14 protein-coding genes and 1 tRNA gene are annotated in these 15722 nt (G+C 52.5%); 10 read left to right on the forward strand and 5 right to left on the reverse strand.

Annotation, left to right across the window (positions count from 1 at the left end):
- Positions 1-11 precede the first annotated feature (11 nt).
- The 5 genes from ACJJI0_RS17060 to ACJJI0_RS17080 all read left to right on the forward strand — a co-directional run bounded on the left by ACJJI0_RS17060 (position 12) and on the right by ACJJI0_RS17080 (position 9176).
- On the forward strand, positions 12-2225 hold the full coding sequence (locus ACJJI0_RS17060) for a phage tail length tape measure family protein (protein ID WP_444883527.1): 2214 nt from the start codon (positions 12-14) through the stop codon (positions 2223-2225).
- Positions 2226-2228: 3 nt separating this feature from the next.
- Positions 2229-2624 carry a hypothetical protein gene (locus ACJJI0_RS17065; RefSeq protein ID WP_444883528.1) on the forward strand — a complete coding sequence of 132 codons (396 nt, stop codon included), beginning with the start codon at positions 2229-2231 and terminating at the stop codon, positions 2622-2624.
- A gap of 2 nt (positions 2625-2626) precedes the next feature.
- Complete coding sequence (locus ACJJI0_RS17070; protein WP_444883529.1) at positions 2627-7939, forward strand: Hint domain-containing protein; 5313 nt, start codon at positions 2627-2629, stop codon at positions 7937-7939.
- Between the two features lie 8 nt (positions 7940-7947).
- Positions 7948-8331: a hypothetical protein gene (locus ACJJI0_RS17075; protein ID WP_444883530.1), complete on the forward strand. Its 384-nt coding sequence runs from the start codon at positions 7948-7950 to the stop codon at positions 8329-8331.
- A 242-nt stretch (positions 8332-8573) separates the two neighbouring features.
- Positions 8574-9176 (forward strand): hypothetical protein, encoded by a 603-nt coding sequence (locus ACJJI0_RS17080; RefSeq protein WP_444883531.1) that lies wholly within the window; start codon positions 8574-8576, stop codon positions 9174-9176.
- Here the strand turns inward: ACJJI0_RS17080 and ACJJI0_RS17085 are convergent.
- The 3 genes from ACJJI0_RS17085 to ACJJI0_RS17095 all read right to left on the reverse strand — a co-directional run bounded on the left by ACJJI0_RS17085 (position 9173) and on the right by ACJJI0_RS17095 (position 10359).
- On the reverse strand, positions 9173-9481 hold the full coding sequence (locus tag ACJJI0_RS17085; RefSeq protein WP_444883532.1) for a helix-turn-helix domain-containing protein: 309 nt from the start codon (positions 9479-9481) through the stop codon (positions 9173-9175). The two genes, ACJJI0_RS17080 and ACJJI0_RS17085, sit on opposite strands and share 4 nt — an antisense overlap.
- A gap of 50 nt (positions 9482-9531) precedes the next feature.
- Positions 9532-9981 (reverse strand): RadC family protein, encoded by a 450-nt coding sequence (gene radC / locus ACJJI0_RS17090; protein ID WP_444883533.1) that lies wholly within the window; start codon positions 9979-9981, stop codon positions 9532-9534.
- A 114-nt stretch (positions 9982-10095) separates the two neighbouring features.
- The gene (locus ACJJI0_RS17095; protein WP_444883534.1) at positions 10096-10359 is read right to left on the reverse strand and encodes a hypothetical protein; all 264 of its coding nucleotides are present in this window, start codon (positions 10357-10359) and stop codon (positions 10096-10098) included.
- Between the two features lie 195 nt (positions 10360-10554).
- Here ACJJI0_RS17095 and ACJJI0_RS17100 point away from each other — a divergent pair, with 195 nt between their 5' ends.
- Together ACJJI0_RS17100 and ACJJI0_RS17105 are read left to right on the forward strand one after the other, a co-directional pair.
- Entirely contained in the window at positions 10555-10779 is a 225-nt protein-coding gene (locus tag ACJJI0_RS17100) for a DUF433 domain-containing protein (protein ID WP_444883535.1), read from the forward strand.
- Complete coding sequence (locus tag ACJJI0_RS17105; RefSeq protein WP_444883536.1) at positions 10779-11123, forward strand: DUF5615 family PIN-like protein; 345 nt, start codon at positions 10779-10781, stop codon at positions 11121-11123. Before ACJJI0_RS17100 ends, ACJJI0_RS17105 begins: the two co-directional genes overlap by 1 nt.
- On the opposite strand, the gene ACJJI0_RS17110 is transcribed toward ACJJI0_RS17105, so the two are convergent.
- A complete protein-coding gene (locus ACJJI0_RS17110; RefSeq protein WP_444883537.1) occupies positions 11120-11479 on the reverse strand; it encodes a helix-turn-helix domain-containing protein in 360 nt (119 codons plus the stop codon). The genes ACJJI0_RS17105 and ACJJI0_RS17110 overlap by 4 nt on opposite strands.
- A 245-nt stretch (positions 11480-11724) precedes the next feature.
- On the opposite strand from ACJJI0_RS17110, the gene ACJJI0_RS17115 reads away from it, so the two are divergent.
- Both ACJJI0_RS17115 and ACJJI0_RS17120 read left to right on the forward strand, forming a co-directional pair.
- Positions 11725-11934, forward strand: coding sequence for a hypothetical protein (locus ACJJI0_RS17115; protein WP_444883538.1), 210 nt, complete (start codon positions 11725-11727; stop codon positions 11932-11934).
- Positions 11935-12029: 95 nt separating this feature from the next.
- The gene (locus ACJJI0_RS17120; RefSeq protein ID WP_444883539.1) at positions 12030-12419 is read left to right on the forward strand and encodes a LexA family protein; all 390 of its coding nucleotides are present in this window, start codon (positions 12030-12032) and stop codon (positions 12417-12419) included.
- Positions 12420-12652: 233 nt separating this feature from the next.
- On the opposite strand, the gene ACJJI0_RS17125 is transcribed toward ACJJI0_RS17120, so the two are convergent.
- Positions 12653-12739 (reverse strand) — tRNA-Leu (locus ACJJI0_RS17125).
- A 242-nt stretch (positions 12740-12981) separates the two neighbouring features.
- Between ACJJI0_RS17125 and rnr the strand changes: the two genes are divergently transcribed.
- A complete protein-coding gene (gene rnr, locus ACJJI0_RS17130) occupies positions 12982-15711 on the forward strand; it encodes a ribonuclease R (RefSeq protein WP_444883540.1) in 2730 nt (909 codons plus the stop codon).
- Positions 15712-15722: the final 11 nt, after the last annotated feature.

Raw genomic sequence — 15722 nt, forward strand, 5'->3', positions numbered from 1 at the left:
TTGGAGATCCCATGGCTAAAAGAGCCACCATAGCCACGCTAACGGCAAACCTGGAGATGAACTCGGCCAGTTTCCGTAAGGAAATGGACCAAGCCAGAGCCCGCACCAAAAAGTTCAAGGGCGAAATGAAGCAAGGGACTGCGGCCAATGATGCTTTCGGCCGATCGATGCGTGGTGCCGCTCAAGGGGTCGCCACTATCGATGGCCCTTTGGGGGGTGTTTCTGGTCGAGTCGGTGCGCTGAATAGCCTACTGACCAGTGGTGCCAGCAAATGGGCATTGTTTGGTGCAGGAGTCGCCGGTGTGACTGCGGTGATGTATCAGAGCATTCGCGCCGGTGAGGAAATGGAACGCCAGCAGCTTAAGATTGAGGCCCTGCTTAAAGCCACGGGAAGTGCTAGCGGCCGCACTGCACAGCAGTTAGATGATCAGGCTCGATCGGTTGCCCGCGCTACCCTGGCGAGCGTCAGTGGGATTCGTGAAGCTCAGGGCGTATTGGTCACCTTTAAGACCGTCCAAGGGCCTGTATTCGATGATGCTATCCGGCTGAGTCAGGATCTTGCCGCCGTGATGGGTGGGGATGCCAAGAGTGCAGCCCTGCAACTTGGTAAGGCTTTGGAAGATCCCACAACCGGGTTAACCGCGCTCAAACGCACGGGTGTTTCGTTTACCGAGCAAGAAAAAGAACAGATCAGGACCATGCAGGAATCGGGGCGCGTGGCAGAAGCCCAGCGCATGATTCTATTGAAGCTGCAGCAACAAGTTGGTGGTGCTGGGGCGGCTGAAGCTGGCGGCCTGACGGGTGCCACTGATTCTCTTGGGCAGGCCTGGGAAGAGTTTCTGGAAAGCCTCAGTGAAACCACCGGTTCAACCAGTATTGCTACAGCAGGCATTCAAAAGCTTACCGGGGTGGTTGAAACCCTGCGCCGAGGAATTGCCCCCACTGAGGAAGAAGAGCAGCGCAACCAGTTTGCCAAGCTCCATAGTCAGTTAGTGTCGCATCAGCACTTGATGGCCAAGGCAGAAGCCGAAGGTGTCCAAGTTCAATTCGAAATTCACAAATATAAAGCCGAGAAGATACTCGCCCAGCTTGATGAGCTACAGAATGCGCAGATAGCCGGACAGAAAAAGCGACAGGAGGAAGAGCGCAGGGCCGAGGAGATGGCCACGGCTGCCAGGGAGCAGGCGGAACAAGATCGTTTAGCCCAGCAGCGTGCCATGGCGGAAGAGGCCGGGGGAGCCCAGTTAATCCAGCTGGATCAATTCCTGGCTAACCAACAGGGAAAGATAAGACTCGACCACGAACAAAAGCTACAGCAGATAGCCGCCCTTCAGGTTGCCGAGGAGGAGCTCAGGAGACGAGGTTTTGAATCCATTGAGGCATTACGTACTGAGTATTCAGAACGCGAGACAGCCCGCTATCAAGCCGCCCTGGCTGAAGAGCAAGCACGGGCAGCCAATGACGGCGGGGAAGGCCGTGAAGTCGGTGAGGATGGTCTGACCGAAGCAGAGCGGAATCGAATCACCGCACGCTTAGAAACCCTGCAGCTTTCCTGGTTGACCGAAATGGAACAACTGCAGGTTCAGCAAGATGATGAAATGGCCCTGCTGGATCAGGCCTACGCCAAGAAGATAATCAATCATGACACCTATGAGCGCAAACTTACCCTTTTAGAAAATAAACATCGAAAGCAGCGCGAAAAGCTTGAAAAGGCATCCAACAAAACCAAATTGCAAATGTTTACTGCCGGTGCTGGGCAAATTTTGTCTGCCGCTGCTGCCTACAACCAAAAAGCGGCAAAAGCAGAAATGGCCATGGCTGTTTTCTCTACAGGGGTTTCGCTCGTAAAGAATATCGCCAAAGCATCAGAGATTGGGTATCCACAAAACATTCCAATGATTGCCGGGGCTATCACTCAAGGGGTACAGATTGCTGGCATGTTGTCATCGCTGAAAGCACCCGGCGGGGCTTCTGGTGATGCCGGCGTGAGTACTGGCGGTGCGGTAGCAAGTTCCCCATCAGAGAGCTTTGCCGCTTCTAACGATGACGGTTTTGTTGAGGGTGAACAGCAGCAACCTGGCACGCAGGTAAACGTGACGATCCAAGGCGATTTGATCGGAGATAACGCGCAAACCATCGCCGATAAATTAACAACCATGTTTGCAGAGCAGGATTTAGTGGCAATCCCCGAGGATAGTCGCCAAGCACAAATACTCAGGGGATAGAAAATGCTAATTCAATACACACCCACACGGTTACTGGTGGGTGATGGCAGTGATTATCAGATTGAATCCAAACTAAAACGTTATGACTGCAAAGACCGACCGGAGGGTAAAGAACACAAGTCACTAAGCGGTAACACGGAATACACGATCTACCGCCTCGAAGAGGAATACTCTTGTCAGACTGTACCGCTAAGACTCACTCATACAGAGTTAGCGCGTTGGAGAGAGTTCAAAAGAAGCTGTGCTTTCGGTGAGTTTTTCACTTTCGATGCTTACGGAACTGCTGACACTCCAGATTTCCCCCAACAAGTTCAACTTAAATATAAATCCTTCAAAGAGAAGCGCGAAAAAGATGGCCGTTTCATCTTTTCATTTACCACCGTCCAAGTCATCGTTTAATCATGCGCAATAACTCAGAAACTTTTGACCTGTACAACCAGGGGGCACAGCGGGAGCTGCGCCTGGTCATCGAGATCGGTTTTGATCTGCCGCTGTATATCACCAGCCATAACGATATTCCCAGTTTGCCAGCGAATGCCGTGCTTGGGGCACTTAAAAAATGCAGTGCCACCAGCCAGAGAATTATTCCTGAACAAGGGCGTGCAGAGATTGGGGCTATTTCCTTTGAAGTCGTGGATATCAATGGCCAGCTTTCTTATGTGCTCCGTGATGAGCTGGAACAAGGGAACGGCATCAAGGGTCGCACAGTACGTTTGTATCAAGGCTTTGCTGGGCTCGACTGGGATGATTTCCGTTTGGAGCAAACCCAGATTGCCGAGGAATCTATTGCCTACGCCGAGGGCGTTTACCGGGTGCGCTGCCGGGATATTCAGCGGGAGATGCGCCGCGATATTTTTGTACCCAATAGCACGCGCCTGGCTGCCAATTTCCCTAAATCGAGTAGCACCCTGTGGGTATTCGATACTAGTCCTTTTGAGCCGAACCCACATACCGCGGCCTATGGTGATGCCCCTAACCAGTCTGTCTACTACCTGAAAATTAAATATCAGGACGGCTTCGAGATTGTGAGAGCCACCGGGAAAACAGGGAATAGTTTCACCGGCTGTACGCGTGGATTGTTCGGCACCTTTGCCCGCGACCATGCGTTGCCAGAAGACAGCGGCGATGAGAGTGGCGTTGAGATAGAGGAGTTTGTTTATTTGGAGGGACCGGGCCCCCAGCTTGCCTATGCACTGCTGACCGGGAAGATTCTCGGCACCAATAACCTACTGCCCTCTAATTGGCACTTGGGAATAGATCCCGCCTTTGTGGTACAGGACGAGTTCGAAAATATCGGGGCAGATTGGTACAAGCCCAGCGACCACAGAAAAGGCAAGATCCTACGCTTCGACGGCCTGGAAAAGACCGATGGCAAAAAGTTTATCGAGACTGAGATCAATTTATTGCTCGGTGCCTTTATGCCGGTCAATGCCGCCGGCCAGCTGGGATTTCGCCGTATGGCTGGAGTGCTGGCTGAATCCGGTACCGTGACAACCATCACTCCCGATGATGTCAGAACTCTGGGCGAGCTCAAATACAATTTAGCCGGGGTAAAGAATGCCTTTTCGGTGCAGTGGAGCTGGTTCGAGCAGCCGGGCTTCGATGGCAAGTTCCTGCGCTCAAATAATTTAATTGATGCAGATTCTATTTCCATCCATGGTGAATCAAAGTCTCTCGCTCTGAAGTTTCGGGGGCTGCACAATTCCCGGCATACCTATACCACCCTTAAAAATACCTTTGATGCCCTGCGCGATCGGTTCGCCGGGCCTCCCCTTACTCTGCGCCTGGGGTTGCTACCCAGCAAGAACGATTTGGAAGTTGGGGATATAGTACGGGTTAGCCTGCCGCAAATCCGCGATCACAGTATTCGTGGAGATCGGCCGCTGCAGTGGAATTTCAGCAGTGGAAAAGAAGGATGGGCGGGAGCTGGGGGGGAATCAAGAACCAAAACCAGCGCTGGCGGCGGTGTGCTCTCCGTTACTTGCGTAGACTCTGGCCCATACATATATTTCTTTATTCCTGCTGATCAACAGTTTACCGGCGCAGATGTTCCCTATGTAAAAATTCGCCTACGCCGAACCAGTACGGAGCCAATACCTTTAGATTCCTATTTTGTTTGGAAAGATGAAGGCGGCACCTTTCACAGAGTAAATATCAACAGTAAAGCCGAAAAACTAAATGAATTGCCTCTGAACAGCTGGCATGAGGTAGTGCTTGATCTATCTAGTGAAGCTGCATGGACGGACAATAACATTAGCTTGTTGCGTCTCGATATTGGCAGCAACTGGGTCGCTGACTGGTCCTATGACGTGGACTATATCCGCCTGCTGCCAGCCCTGGGTCTGGATGAATACAGCCTGGATCGCGCCATGGAAGTACAACGCTTCAGTGTCGATCAGGTCAGCGGAGCCGTTTCTGTAGATTTATTTGGCAGCTATCAGCCTGCTTCAGCGGTGCCCGACCAGCCCAGCGGCAGCACTTCTACAGGAGAGCTTCCCGACAGCTGGTATGACTCCGAAGGCACCTCGATGGCCGACGCCGGCCTCGCTATCGATGCCAGTGGCTTCCTCACCGCTAACGGCACCCTTTACGGTGCGGATAACAGCCGGACGATCTTTTATTACCTGGGAGATCTAACAATCCCCGCAGGCCGCACACTTTTTGTCAGCGACAACGTTGAATTGCATGTGCGTGGTGTTTTGCAAATAGACGGCACTTTGCGCGGTGTCCCCAGTAATAATGGGCGTGGCTTTTTGGGCTCTTGTCGCGGTGGTGGTGGGCGCGTATCTGGAATTGGCGCCACTAACCGAGCTATGTACAACCGTATTCGCGGCAAAGTTGTAGCTGGTCGCAATGCCGTTATGCCACCACTCAATATTGAGAATAATGGCGGAGAGTTAGAGGGTATCCCCGCGGATATGCGCGGCACCGGCGGCGCCCACGGCGGAAATAGTTATTACTACCTGCGCGGCGATCAGAGCTATGACAATAGCGGTTACGGTGGTTCTGGCGGCCAGGGTGGGGCGAGTGTGGTTATCGTCGCACGGGGTATCGCCTTGGGTGTGAGTGGAACCATTAATACCTCTGGGGGCAATGGCAGTGGTGGCAGTCTGGGAACTGGTATCCAGAAGATTCCCGGCGGTAGTGGTGGCGGTGGTGCGCCTGGCGGTATTGTTTTATTAGTGGACGGTACCCAAAACCCCATGCCGGTACTGACCAATAGCCGCATAGTGGCCTGCTATGGCAGTAGCCCGAATAGTCCCGGCACTGCCGGCCAGGGGGGCACCTGCTTGGGCACAACGGCCGCGCGCGTATTATTTGTGCCCAGGTCTCGCACACCCTATCCGGATCCAGAAGATCCCGCGCTAGACCCGAATTTACAGGCTGCGCTAGAGGCTGCAGAGGAAGCCAAGGCCGATGCACAAAAGGCCCTTGAAGATCTCGGCAATATCTCTGCAGACGGTGTGCTGCATACCAATGAAAAACTGCAGTTGATCCGCGAATACAGCCAGCTAATAAACGATCAAGTGAAGCTGGATGCGCTGGCCAGTAATTTCGGCACTGCGCTCGATGCCAAACGGGCGGCGTTTACGAATGCTTTGACCGCGCTGACAAGCTATCTGCAAGGGTTAACCCCAGCCTGGGATAACCGCCAGGAAAATACCCCGGTAAGCCGCACCCTATTTGATAGCAATTGGACCTACGCCTACGACCAAAAAACAGCACTGCATAATGCCGTAGTGGAGGCGACCCGCACCAAAGCCTTTGACGCTACCCGCAATATCATTGGCTATGACGAGGCCAGCGGTACATTTACCGATGACGGTATCTTGATCGGCAATATGCAAAGCGTACGCAAGGCACAATTGCGCGCGCAGCAGGCTTCGGGTTCTGTATTTTTCGAGGCGTTTACTGATACCACGGCTGCCGATGATTGGGTGGTCTATGCCGGCTCTGCATCGGGATACCTTTACGAAGTGAGACCGGACTCAGACAAGGATGTAGCGGGCGGAAATGTCCTGCGTGTCGGCCAGGATGACAAGGCCTCCAATGCTTGGCTTGAGTACAAGGAACGATTTCCTTTCGACCCGAACAAGCTTTACCGGATTAAGTTTCGGGTGTGGGTGGGTTCCGGGGGCGACGCAGACCGGTCGCTGTATCTGGGTATTAATTGCTTTGATAAAGATGGCAAGCGGGTCAATGCCAGCGGCAGTGAGACGCATTCGGGCTCCCATTATATCGCTGCGCCTGGTGTAAAGGCGTCTGGTGCGGGTTGGAAAGAATACACCGCATACTTTCAGGGCCGAACAAGCGGCAATGCCAGCTACCAATCTACCGTGGGGCACAACACCATAGCCCAGCCGGCTCAGCTGCAGACGACCGTCAGGCAGTTTACGCCGGTGATTATTGCTAACTACGACGCTGCCAAGAAAGGGGCGACCTTTATCGATTATGTGCGGATCGATACGGTTGAGCCCACTGGCAACGGCCTTTATTTAAAGATCAATAGCAATTCGAGCCTGGCCGACAATTCCAGTCCGGGGGAAGCACGGTTGTGTGGCTTTGATGCAAATGGCAATCCCGTTGGCACTCTGCCTGGCTGGTTTTACTGGGGTGGCAAGCGGATAAAAATTCCACCGGTGGAATTAAATCCGAGTCTTGGAGGCCTGTTTTATATCGTCACCGATACGGATGGGGTTTGGATTTCAGCGGGTTCGGCCTTGTCGGTATCCATTGAGCGCGGAGCCTATAGATACCACTATTACGATAGCGCCAGCTCAGCAACCAAGCGCGGCTATTTTTCGTCAATAGAGAACAAGCTGATTATCGGAGAGATTTTGCTCTCCGGATCGGAAGTGGTTAAAAGTGGTGGTATTTACCAAAACCCACGCCCGCTCGCTGGGTTCGCTACGTTCCTCAGCGGACTCAATGAAAAAGGCGCTATCAATGAACAGCGCAGTCTGCCGCATATCCAGTCCAGCATGTCATCTATTACGAGCGGTGGGGCACCGCTTACCGCGAGAGATGACGGCTCTACTGCAAAAATCACGGTTGCCTCGCATACAGTGCAGTACGGATTTGGCGCTGTCTCCTATAACAGCGGCAGCGTTACTGGCCTGTCATTTTCCAGAAAATACTATGTGTATTGCGATGATGAAGGCTATGAAGGCGGCGCAGTAACTTATAAGGCCACCACAAGTTTCACCGTCCTGGCTGCAAATACCCATCGCCGCTATGTAGGCACAATCACGACCCCGGCGAATGGTGGCGGCGGGACCATACCGACAGACCCTTGGTGCGTAGACTATGACACCTTGCTGCCTGATGGCCGCTATGTGCGAGATCTACACCCGGGTGATTTGGTGGAATGCATCGATGTCGGCACCGGTGAACGTGGAATGTTCCCGCTACATGCAATGGGTTCCGGTAAGGAGATGTGTTACAGCCTGCGCACCCCTGAAGGTGCGGAAATCTGGCAATCAGAATCCACGCCAATGGATCTACCGGATGGTTCAATTGTTCGGACTCCCGACATGTTAGGGAAACCGGTCTACGTATTGATCCAAGGATCTTCTCAATTATCGACCGTTTCAGAAGTCCGCAAACTTGGCCAGAGGCGCGTACTCAAGCCTGATTTTGGCGATCGTATGTTTTTCGCCGGGCGCCACTCAGAACTAACTATTGCAACCCATAACGCAAAACAAAAACCTTAGGAGGCATCATGCCCAGCTTTTCCCCGAAAACTGTTCCCAACCTGGAAGCGTGGCAATTCGCCTACACCATCGACGACGGCCACAGTGCCGGCACTATTGTGCGCGCAACGGTAACCCAGACCACCGAACCGGCATCCACTGAGGCCAAAGCCGCCGCCGTTTTAAAATGCACCATCGCAGTTATTGATGACCAAAATAAAGTGCAGATTGACGGCGCTGGGGACGAAATGAGTAGCGTGTATGTAACGACCAAAACACTGCAGACCGATGCCGGGCAGGCCATCAATGTTGCCGACCATGCCGCCGATCTTGTAGCCGACTGTATTGTTGAAGTGGCAAACCGCCTGGCTGTGCATAGCTCGATTGCGGCTATGGCTATTCCGAGTGGGTAAAGAGGGGTAATGGTTGGCTATCTGCCAGCCATCCGGCCACACATCCCGCAATAACCTGGGATACCAGTAGAAACCAGGCTGAAGTGGTGGGGCAGATGTTGGGGGGGGGTGGATGGGGTGTTTTGGGATAATCAGGTGGGTTAGATTGTTTTTTATCTGGGGTAAGGCTCGGGAGGCATTGAAAATACAGCATTGGCCTCAACTCTGTCAGAGGGTACAGTTAAATTACAGAGGGAGGCATTGTGATAATTCAACAGGTGGCTAAAGATAAGATTAATGTTATTAAACACAACGGCGAAGAGTTTGGTGGCTTGAAAGCAGTTGTTGGAAGTTCAGGGATCATTCTCGAATACAGCGGGTTTCTAGTTGAGCCTAATGATTTAATTCAGAGAGAGATGTCAAACGGTGGGATTGAGAACTTTCAAGTTATTGACCCTGGGTATAATGAAGGGCATCCACCAATTAAGCCCTTCTATAATATGAAAGTTAAAAAGCTAGGGCTTCCAGAGGCGGAGAAAGTGAGGCAATCCATTACATATAATTTTAGTGGCCCCAACGCTCGAGTTAACAATGATTCAGTAGATAACTCTACCAATGTTGTGAATGTTAACTCCGATGTAGCAGAGCATATCTCAGCACTTCGGTCTGAAGTAAATCGTTTAGTTACAGATGAGCAAGAAAAGAGAGAGGCTTTAGAGCTAGTTGACGCAATTGAAGGTCAATTTTCTACTGATAGTCCTAGTAAATCAGTGGTAAAAACTCTGATTTCAGCCTTACCTTCTCTCGGAAACATCGCTTCAATAGGCTCCTTGCTACTCTCCGCAGTGTCAACATTGCCTGTTTAACTTGCTTTTGGCTCCCGCGCTTCCGGCTTATAAGTGGCCTTGGTATCCGCAGCAATACTGCCGCTATAAATACACAGCAGCCGCCACATCGCATAGGAAATATTCTTTTCCCCGCTGGTGAGCTTGCGCACCTGGCGGCTGGACGTGTAGCCGAGCAGGGCCGCCGCTTGGGCACCGGTTAATCCGGCCTGGGCAATTTCCGCTTTAATCTCGGCACCAGTGGGCGGTTCAAAACCCGCGTCGTAGCGTTTGTAAATCGCGGGGCGCGCTGGTCCCTGGTTATAGACTGGGCTCTGTACACTCATTGCTTTATCCAAGGGCGGGCACTGCCCGCCGGTTGTGTTTGGGGGAGGGCTTATAAAAGCCCCTTCTCCGCAAAACTCATATTTTCTTCGCCGCCGATAATGATGTGATCCAGCACCGTCACGTCCACCAATGCCAGCGCCTGGGTTAAGCGCTCGGTGATCCAGATATCCGCCTGGCTCGGCTCAGCGTTGCCGCTGGGGTGATTGTGGGCAAAGATCACCGCCGCTGCGTTTAGCTCCAAGGTGCGCTTGACGATTTCTCGCGGGTAAATGCTGGCCGCGTTTAGAGTGCCCTGGAACTCCTCACGGTAGGCAATCACGCGGTGCTGGGTGTTGAGGTAGATCACAGAGAAGACTTCGCGCTCCAGTGCGGCCAGGTTCAGCAGCAGGTAATCCACTACCGCACGCGGGCTGGTAAGGGCGCTGCCGGGCTTGCGCAGCTTGGAGAAAAGAATCGCCTTAGCGGCGTTGATGACGAGAGATTCGAATCGTTGAAACATGCTTTTTCCTTTCGGATATTGGGGCCGCGTTGTGCTTCCCACTGGCGACTATACTAGGCCCCATGGGGCCTATCGTCAAGCATTTTTTTAGGCCCTTTAGGGCCTATTGAGACGTTACATATTCATGTCGAAGTCCGAAAAGTCTCGCTCTTGTTCTTGTCTCTGCTGCTCTTGCTCTTGCTCTTGTCTCTGTTGCTGTTTCTTGAGCGAAAGGCTTTCAAACTTCGCAAGTGCAATATCTCTGTCCCCACTAGTGAAGATAACGCCTGCCAGTGTTTTTATTTCATAAGTGGTGGTCACAATACCTGCGCCATCGACTTCTGTGATTTCAGTAAGAGTGAAGTCATCATTGCTTAGCAGTTCATTTTCTACGTGCATTTCAATTTATCCTTTTGTTTCTATAGGTATCAGCGCCTACATATTGACCCTCTAGTGGTCCCTTAATTCAACAAGTTGTTTTCGAGGATAAATTCTTCCCCGTGTAATGGGTCTGCTCGAAAAAAAGGATCGGGAGGCATACAATCAGTGATCAACAATTGCGCGGCACCGTGCATGTATTGAGGAGGCGGGACAATGCCAGATAACAGTCAGATCTGGATCGAGTGCAAGCCCGATGTGATGGTGGGCAAGCCCTGCGTTAAAGGAACGCGGATAACGGTTGAGAGCATTTTGCAGATGCTAAGCGCCGGGATGACTTACAGCGAGATTATTGAAGACTTCCCGAGCCTGGATGAAACCAAAATACGCGCGGCAATCGGATATGCTGCCGCTCACCTGAGCAAGGGAAATGCGGCTTAATGATACTCATTGATGAGAATCTCTCTTACCGGCTAGCCGCTCGGCTCGCTGGGGATTTTGCTGGCACTGTTGCTGTGCCTAAAGTGCCAGCCTTGGGGGAAGGCACAAAAGATTCCAGGGTGTGGGAGTACGCACAAGAGCAAGGCTTGGCGCTACTCACCAAGGATAAGGATTTCGTCGACTTCTGGCGTCGCTTCGGGCCTCCCCCCAAAGTCATCCGATTGGATATTGGTAACAATATTCGGGTGCGCTCCATCGAAACCCTGATGAAAAGCAATAAGCGCCGTGTACTGGAATTTTTGGCTGAACCCAAAACCGGACTGCTGGTGCTCAATGGTGGCTAATCTTCCTCGGTGGGATCGTGCGCTTTCTTCTGCGCTTGGTAGGTGCTTTCGATAGACCTTTGAATGTGTAGCTGCCACTCCTTGGGCAGTTGCGTATAGAGGCGTGCTGTTCGTGGCGGAAAGGGTATCTGTGCAAAGTGGTGCAGGTTCTCGGCCCCGTACACTTCCGGCAGGGTGATTGAGACCGCCTCACACCAGGCCGGCAGCAGCTCCGCCGGCACCTTCTGGCGGCCTGTTTCCATTTTAGAAATCTGTGAAGGTGCTAGCCCCAGCCTCTTACCTAGCTGCGCCCCCGTCATCCTCTCTCTTATCCTTGCTTCGCGCAGGCGCTTGCCTAGTGTGCCTGGCTCTAACATCCAGCCGTTGCCGTACCCTCATGTAATAACAAGATTTCGATTATCGAAATTCAACCGCATTTTGCATTGCTAAATTGGAAATAATCCAGAATATTCATTTATAAACTGTGATTTTGTTAGTAGTGTTTCGGTGTTTGTCGCCAAAAGCCCGAATAAATCACTGAAGGGATTCACGGCGACAGGCCGCCGTCGCTCGAAGGCTCTTGCGGCGGTGAGGGTTTAGAAGTTCCTACAGGAGGTAGACCATGCCAATGACTGCTCATATTCAACAGCTTCATCATATCGATAGCCTTTGTTCCGGCCTGGAGTGGGTCACGGACTGCCCGGATCAAGGTGCGCGGGATGTGTTGATACGGTTAATCGGCGAGGAGATGGGCGCAATCGTTCGCGGTGTAATTCATACGGCGGAGGCGTTGAATGTTGGTAGATGTTGCTTGAAGGAGGAGGCAGATTAGAACCCTACGCGGACAGTTAGCTTTTCGGGCCTGCTTGCCAAGTGGGGGGCTCCAAAATAAACTGTATAAATATACAGTTTATTGGGCATTCCCTTATGGCACTTACTCCCCTGTACAGCCACGGCATCAGCTGTGGCTTCCCTTCACCTGCAGATGATTTCAAGGAAGCCGCACTCAGTCTCGATGATCATCTGATCACTAGGCCGTCAGCCACCTATTTTGTCCGAGCCGATGGGGATTCTATGGTGAATGCTGGTATCCACGATGGTGACCTGTTGATTGTCGATCGCTCCCTGACGCCTGTACATGGGGATGTAGTCGTGGTGGCCCTGGATGGGCAGCTAACCTGCAAGATTCTGGATCGGCGCCGGGGTAGGCTACTGCCGGCAAATTCAAATTATCCGGCAATCCCAATTTGGGAAGGACAGGAGTTGATTGTGGAAGGGGTGGTTAAGGCGTCAGTTAGATGCCATCGAGCTTGCTAATAAGAGGAGCGGGGCGGGCATTATATCGCGTTGAATAGCGCGATTAGTCGCACTAAGAACCTGCCAGGGTTAAGGCATGAAGTGCAGAACTCACTAGGGTTTAAAGAGAGGGGTTCGGATGTCTTTTAAGATTTTGGGGATCAACACTCTAGGAAGGGGATGCGGTGAGTGTTTTTTGAGTGCACCATCTTTACACCAAATTGACCATAACTCGTTGATTTATAAGAGAGTTATGGTGCCCAGGAGAGGACTTGAACCTCCACGACCGTTAGGTCACTAGCACCTGAAGCTAGCGCGTCTACCAATTCCGCCACCTGGGCAAATCAACGTGTGCTCCGTTGAGGACGCGAACTATAGAGATCTGCAGGGGGAGTGTCAACGGTTTCTTAGCGCTTATTTCAACATTTTACCCAAAGGTCTGGAAATGTGCTGAAATCGCTTATAATGCGTTCAACAGCGGCGAAACATTGAACAAAAACTCTCTACCTCCGCCGCCTGCCTTTGACCGGATAACCTCCGGAAGCCGCCTCAATGGGCGGTTATCTCAACAACGGATGCTGTTTTGACACACAAAAATACTTCAGGCCCCCTCAACGCTGACCCTCATGCCCAGCGAGAGGCGGAAAAATATGAAAAGCCTATCCCCAGCCGAGAATATTTGCTGCAACTTTTGGAGCAGCAGGCGGAACCGGTGCCCTGGGAATTTGTTGCCAACCTTCTTGAATTAGAGGATGAAGACCGGCGTGAAGGGGTGCGCCGACGCCTAATCGCCATGTCCCGAGATGGCCAGATTGCCAGCAATCGCTCCGGTGATTTTGGTGTGCTGGACAAAATGAGCCTGGTTCGTGGCCGCGTTATTGGCCACCGCGACGGTTTTGGTTTCGTTGTGCCCACGGATGGTGACGGCGATTTATTTTTGTCCCATCGACAAATGCGCAAAGTCTTTGACGGCGATGAGGTGCTGGTGCGGGAGACTCCCGGCGGCTTTCGCGGCAAGCGTGAAGGTGCCGTGGTTCGGGTAATCAAGCACAATACCGAACAGCTGGCTGGGCGCCTTTACCGGGAAAATGGTATCTGTTTTGTGCGGCCCGATAACCCCCGCGTGAACCTCGATGTGATGGTAGCGGCAGAAGATGCCGCCGGTGCCGAACACGGCCAATATGTCGTGGTAAAAATTGTCACACAACCTGGGCGTGACCGCGTACCCCAGGGGGAAGTGCTGGAAGTGCTCGGCGACCATTTGGCACCGGGCATGGAGATCGATGTCGCGATCCGCAACTATGGCATCCCCCATATCTGGCCCGCGGCCTTACAGGCGGAAGTGGATGCCATTGCCAATGAAGTGCTGGAAGAGGATAAAAAAGCGCGGGTTGATTTGCGCCAATTACCCCTGGTCACTATTGATGGTGAGGATGCCCGCGATTTTGATGATGCAGTTTACTGTGAGCTTTTGCCTGACAACAGTTGGAAGCTGCTGGTTGCCATTGCCGATGTGTCTCACTATGTGCGCCCCGGCTCGGTGCTCGATGAGGAGGCCCATAGCCGTGGCAACTCGGTTTATTTTCCCGACTTTGTCGTGCCTATGCTGCCGGAGAAATTGTCTAATGGGCTCTGCTCATTAAATCCGGAGGTAGACCGCTTGTGTATGGTGTGCGAGATGCACATTGATCGCAGCGGTGAAATTACCGATTACCGTTTCTTTGAAGGTTTGATGCGCAGTCATGCGCGTCTGACTTATACCCAGGTAGGGCAGGTATTAGAAGAACGGGACAATCGCGATAGTGGTCTGCGTAAGCAGTTTGCCGCACTGGTTCCACATCTGGATAATTTGCACGATTTGTACCTGGCGTTGCGCAGTGCCCGCGATCGGCGTGGGGCGATAGATTTTGAAACCACCGAAACCCGTATTCTGTTTGACAGCGAACGCAAGATTGAGCGCATAGTGCCGGTTACGCGCAACGATGCGCATAAACTGATCGAAGAGTGCATGTTGGCGGCCAATGTCTGTGCGGCGGATTTAATGGAGCTGTCGGAATTACCGGCTCTCTATCGTGTGCACGATGCCCCGAAAGAAGAAAAACTCAGCAACTTGCGCGAGTACCTCGGTGAGCTGGGATTGCGACTGCCCGGTGGCTCGGAGCCACAGCCTGCGGATTTTCAGGCGTTACTGGAGCAGGTCGAGGGCCGTGCGGATGCCCATATAATTCAAGTGATGTTACTGCGTTCCATGAATCAGGCGGTCTATCAACCGGAAAATCGCGGCCACTTTGGCTTGGATTATCGCGCCTATGCCCATTTCACCTCACCCATTCGCCGCTATCCCGATTTGCTGTTGCACCGTGCCCTGCGCTGGCTAATTCGCAATGGTAGTGCCAATGAAGCCGCAGTGGTGCAGAAGGTATACAGCGTGCCGGGTGCCAGGCCCATCGATCGACAGCAGATACTGCCCTACGATATGTCGGCGATGTTACAGCTCGGCGAACAGTGTTCCATGACTGAACGCCGTGCAGACGATGCTACCCGCGATGTGGTTAGCTGGCTCAAGTGCGAATATTTGCAGGATCATGTGGGTGAAGTTTATTCCGGCGTAATTAGTGCGGTAACGGGGTTCGGCTTATTTGTCGAGCTTAATGATCTTTTTGTTGAGGGGTTGATCCACGTGACCGCGCTGCCAAAAGATTATTACCGCTTTGAGCAGGCGCACCAGCGTTTAATCGGCGAACGCAGTGGCAAACGCTACCATCTAGGTGACTCAGTTAGCGTTCAGGTGGCGCGGGTCGATCTTGAAGAGCGCAAAGTAGACTTTATTCTCGAGGAATTGGTGCCGCGTCAAAAGGCCTCCCGTGCTAAGAAAGAAACGACTAAGGTCAGTGCCCGCGCGATGGAAATGGCTGTAGAGCATCAATTGGAGCGGGAGCGGCGCAGCAAGCAGAAAAAAGACAGCAGCCGTAAATTACATGCCAGCCCCTGGGGAAAGCGCGCAGAAACCTCAGCGGAAGTAGCGCCTATTCGCAAACGTAAGGTCGGCTCCAAAGAAGCGGTCCCTGTGGCAGAGCTGACGGAGGATAAGCCCAGTACGAGCAAGAAAAAATCAAGCGAGGATGCCGACAAGCAAAAAACTGAGGCGCCGGCAAAGCGTCGCGGAAGCAAGCGCACTCCCACACGCAAAGGCGGTAAACGCCCAGCGGTAGCTGCGCGCAAGGCTGCACAGAAAGCAGAAAAGGCCAAAACGCGTAGCGGCAAAGTTAAAAAGAAGAAGAAAGCTTCTTCTACCAGTAAAAAGAAAAAGTGATTGAGGCATAA

This window comes from Microbulbifer mixtoriginis (SeqCode) (assembly GCF_052466695.1).

What these genes read in the sequence shown, in the direction of transcription:
- ACJJI0_RS17115 (WP_444883538.1), top strand. Translation starts at nt 11,725, where the DNA reads ATGCCAATGACTGCTCATATTCAACAGCTTCATCATATCGATAGCCTT.
- ACJJI0_RS17060 (WP_444883527.1), top strand. Translation starts at nt 12, where the DNA reads ATGGCTAAAAGAGCCACCATAGCCACGCTAACGGCAAACCTGGAGATG.
- ACJJI0_RS17105 (WP_444883536.1), top strand. Translation starts at nt 10,779, where the DNA reads ATGATACTCATTGATGAGAATCTCTCTTACCGGCTAGCCGCTCGGCTC.
- ACJJI0_RS17085 (WP_444883532.1), bottom strand. Translation starts at nt 9,481, where the DNA reads ATGAGTGTACAGAGCCCAGTCTATAACCAGGGACCAGCGCGCCCCGCG.
- ACJJI0_RS17110 (WP_444883537.1), bottom strand. Translation starts at nt 11,479, where the DNA reads ATGTTAGAGCCAGGCACACTAGGCAAGCGCCTGCGCGAAGCAAGGATA.
- ACJJI0_RS17120 (WP_444883539.1), top strand. Translation starts at nt 12,030, where the DNA reads ATGGCACTTACTCCCCTGTACAGCCACGGCATCAGCTGTGGCTTCCCT.
- ACJJI0_RS17065 (WP_444883528.1), top strand. Translation starts at nt 2,229, where the DNA reads ATGCTAATTCAATACACACCCACACGGTTACTGGTGGGTGATGGCAGT.
- radC (WP_444883533.1), bottom strand. Translation starts at nt 9,981, where the DNA reads ATGTTTCAACGATTCGAATCTCTCGTCATCAACGCCGCTAAGGCGATT.
- ACJJI0_RS17075 (WP_444883530.1), top strand. Translation starts at nt 7,948, where the DNA reads ATGCCCAGCTTTTCCCCGAAAACTGTTCCCAACCTGGAAGCGTGGCAA.
- ACJJI0_RS17100 (WP_444883535.1), top strand. Translation starts at nt 10,555, where the DNA reads ATGCCAGATAACAGTCAGATCTGGATCGAGTGCAAGCCCGATGTGATG.
- ACJJI0_RS17095 (WP_444883534.1), bottom strand. Translation starts at nt 10,359, where the DNA reads ATGCACGTAGAAAATGAACTGCTAAGCAATGATGACTTCACTCTTACT.
- ACJJI0_RS17070 (WP_444883529.1), top strand. Translation starts at nt 2,627, where the DNA reads ATGCGCAATAACTCAGAAACTTTTGACCTGTACAACCAGGGGGCACAG.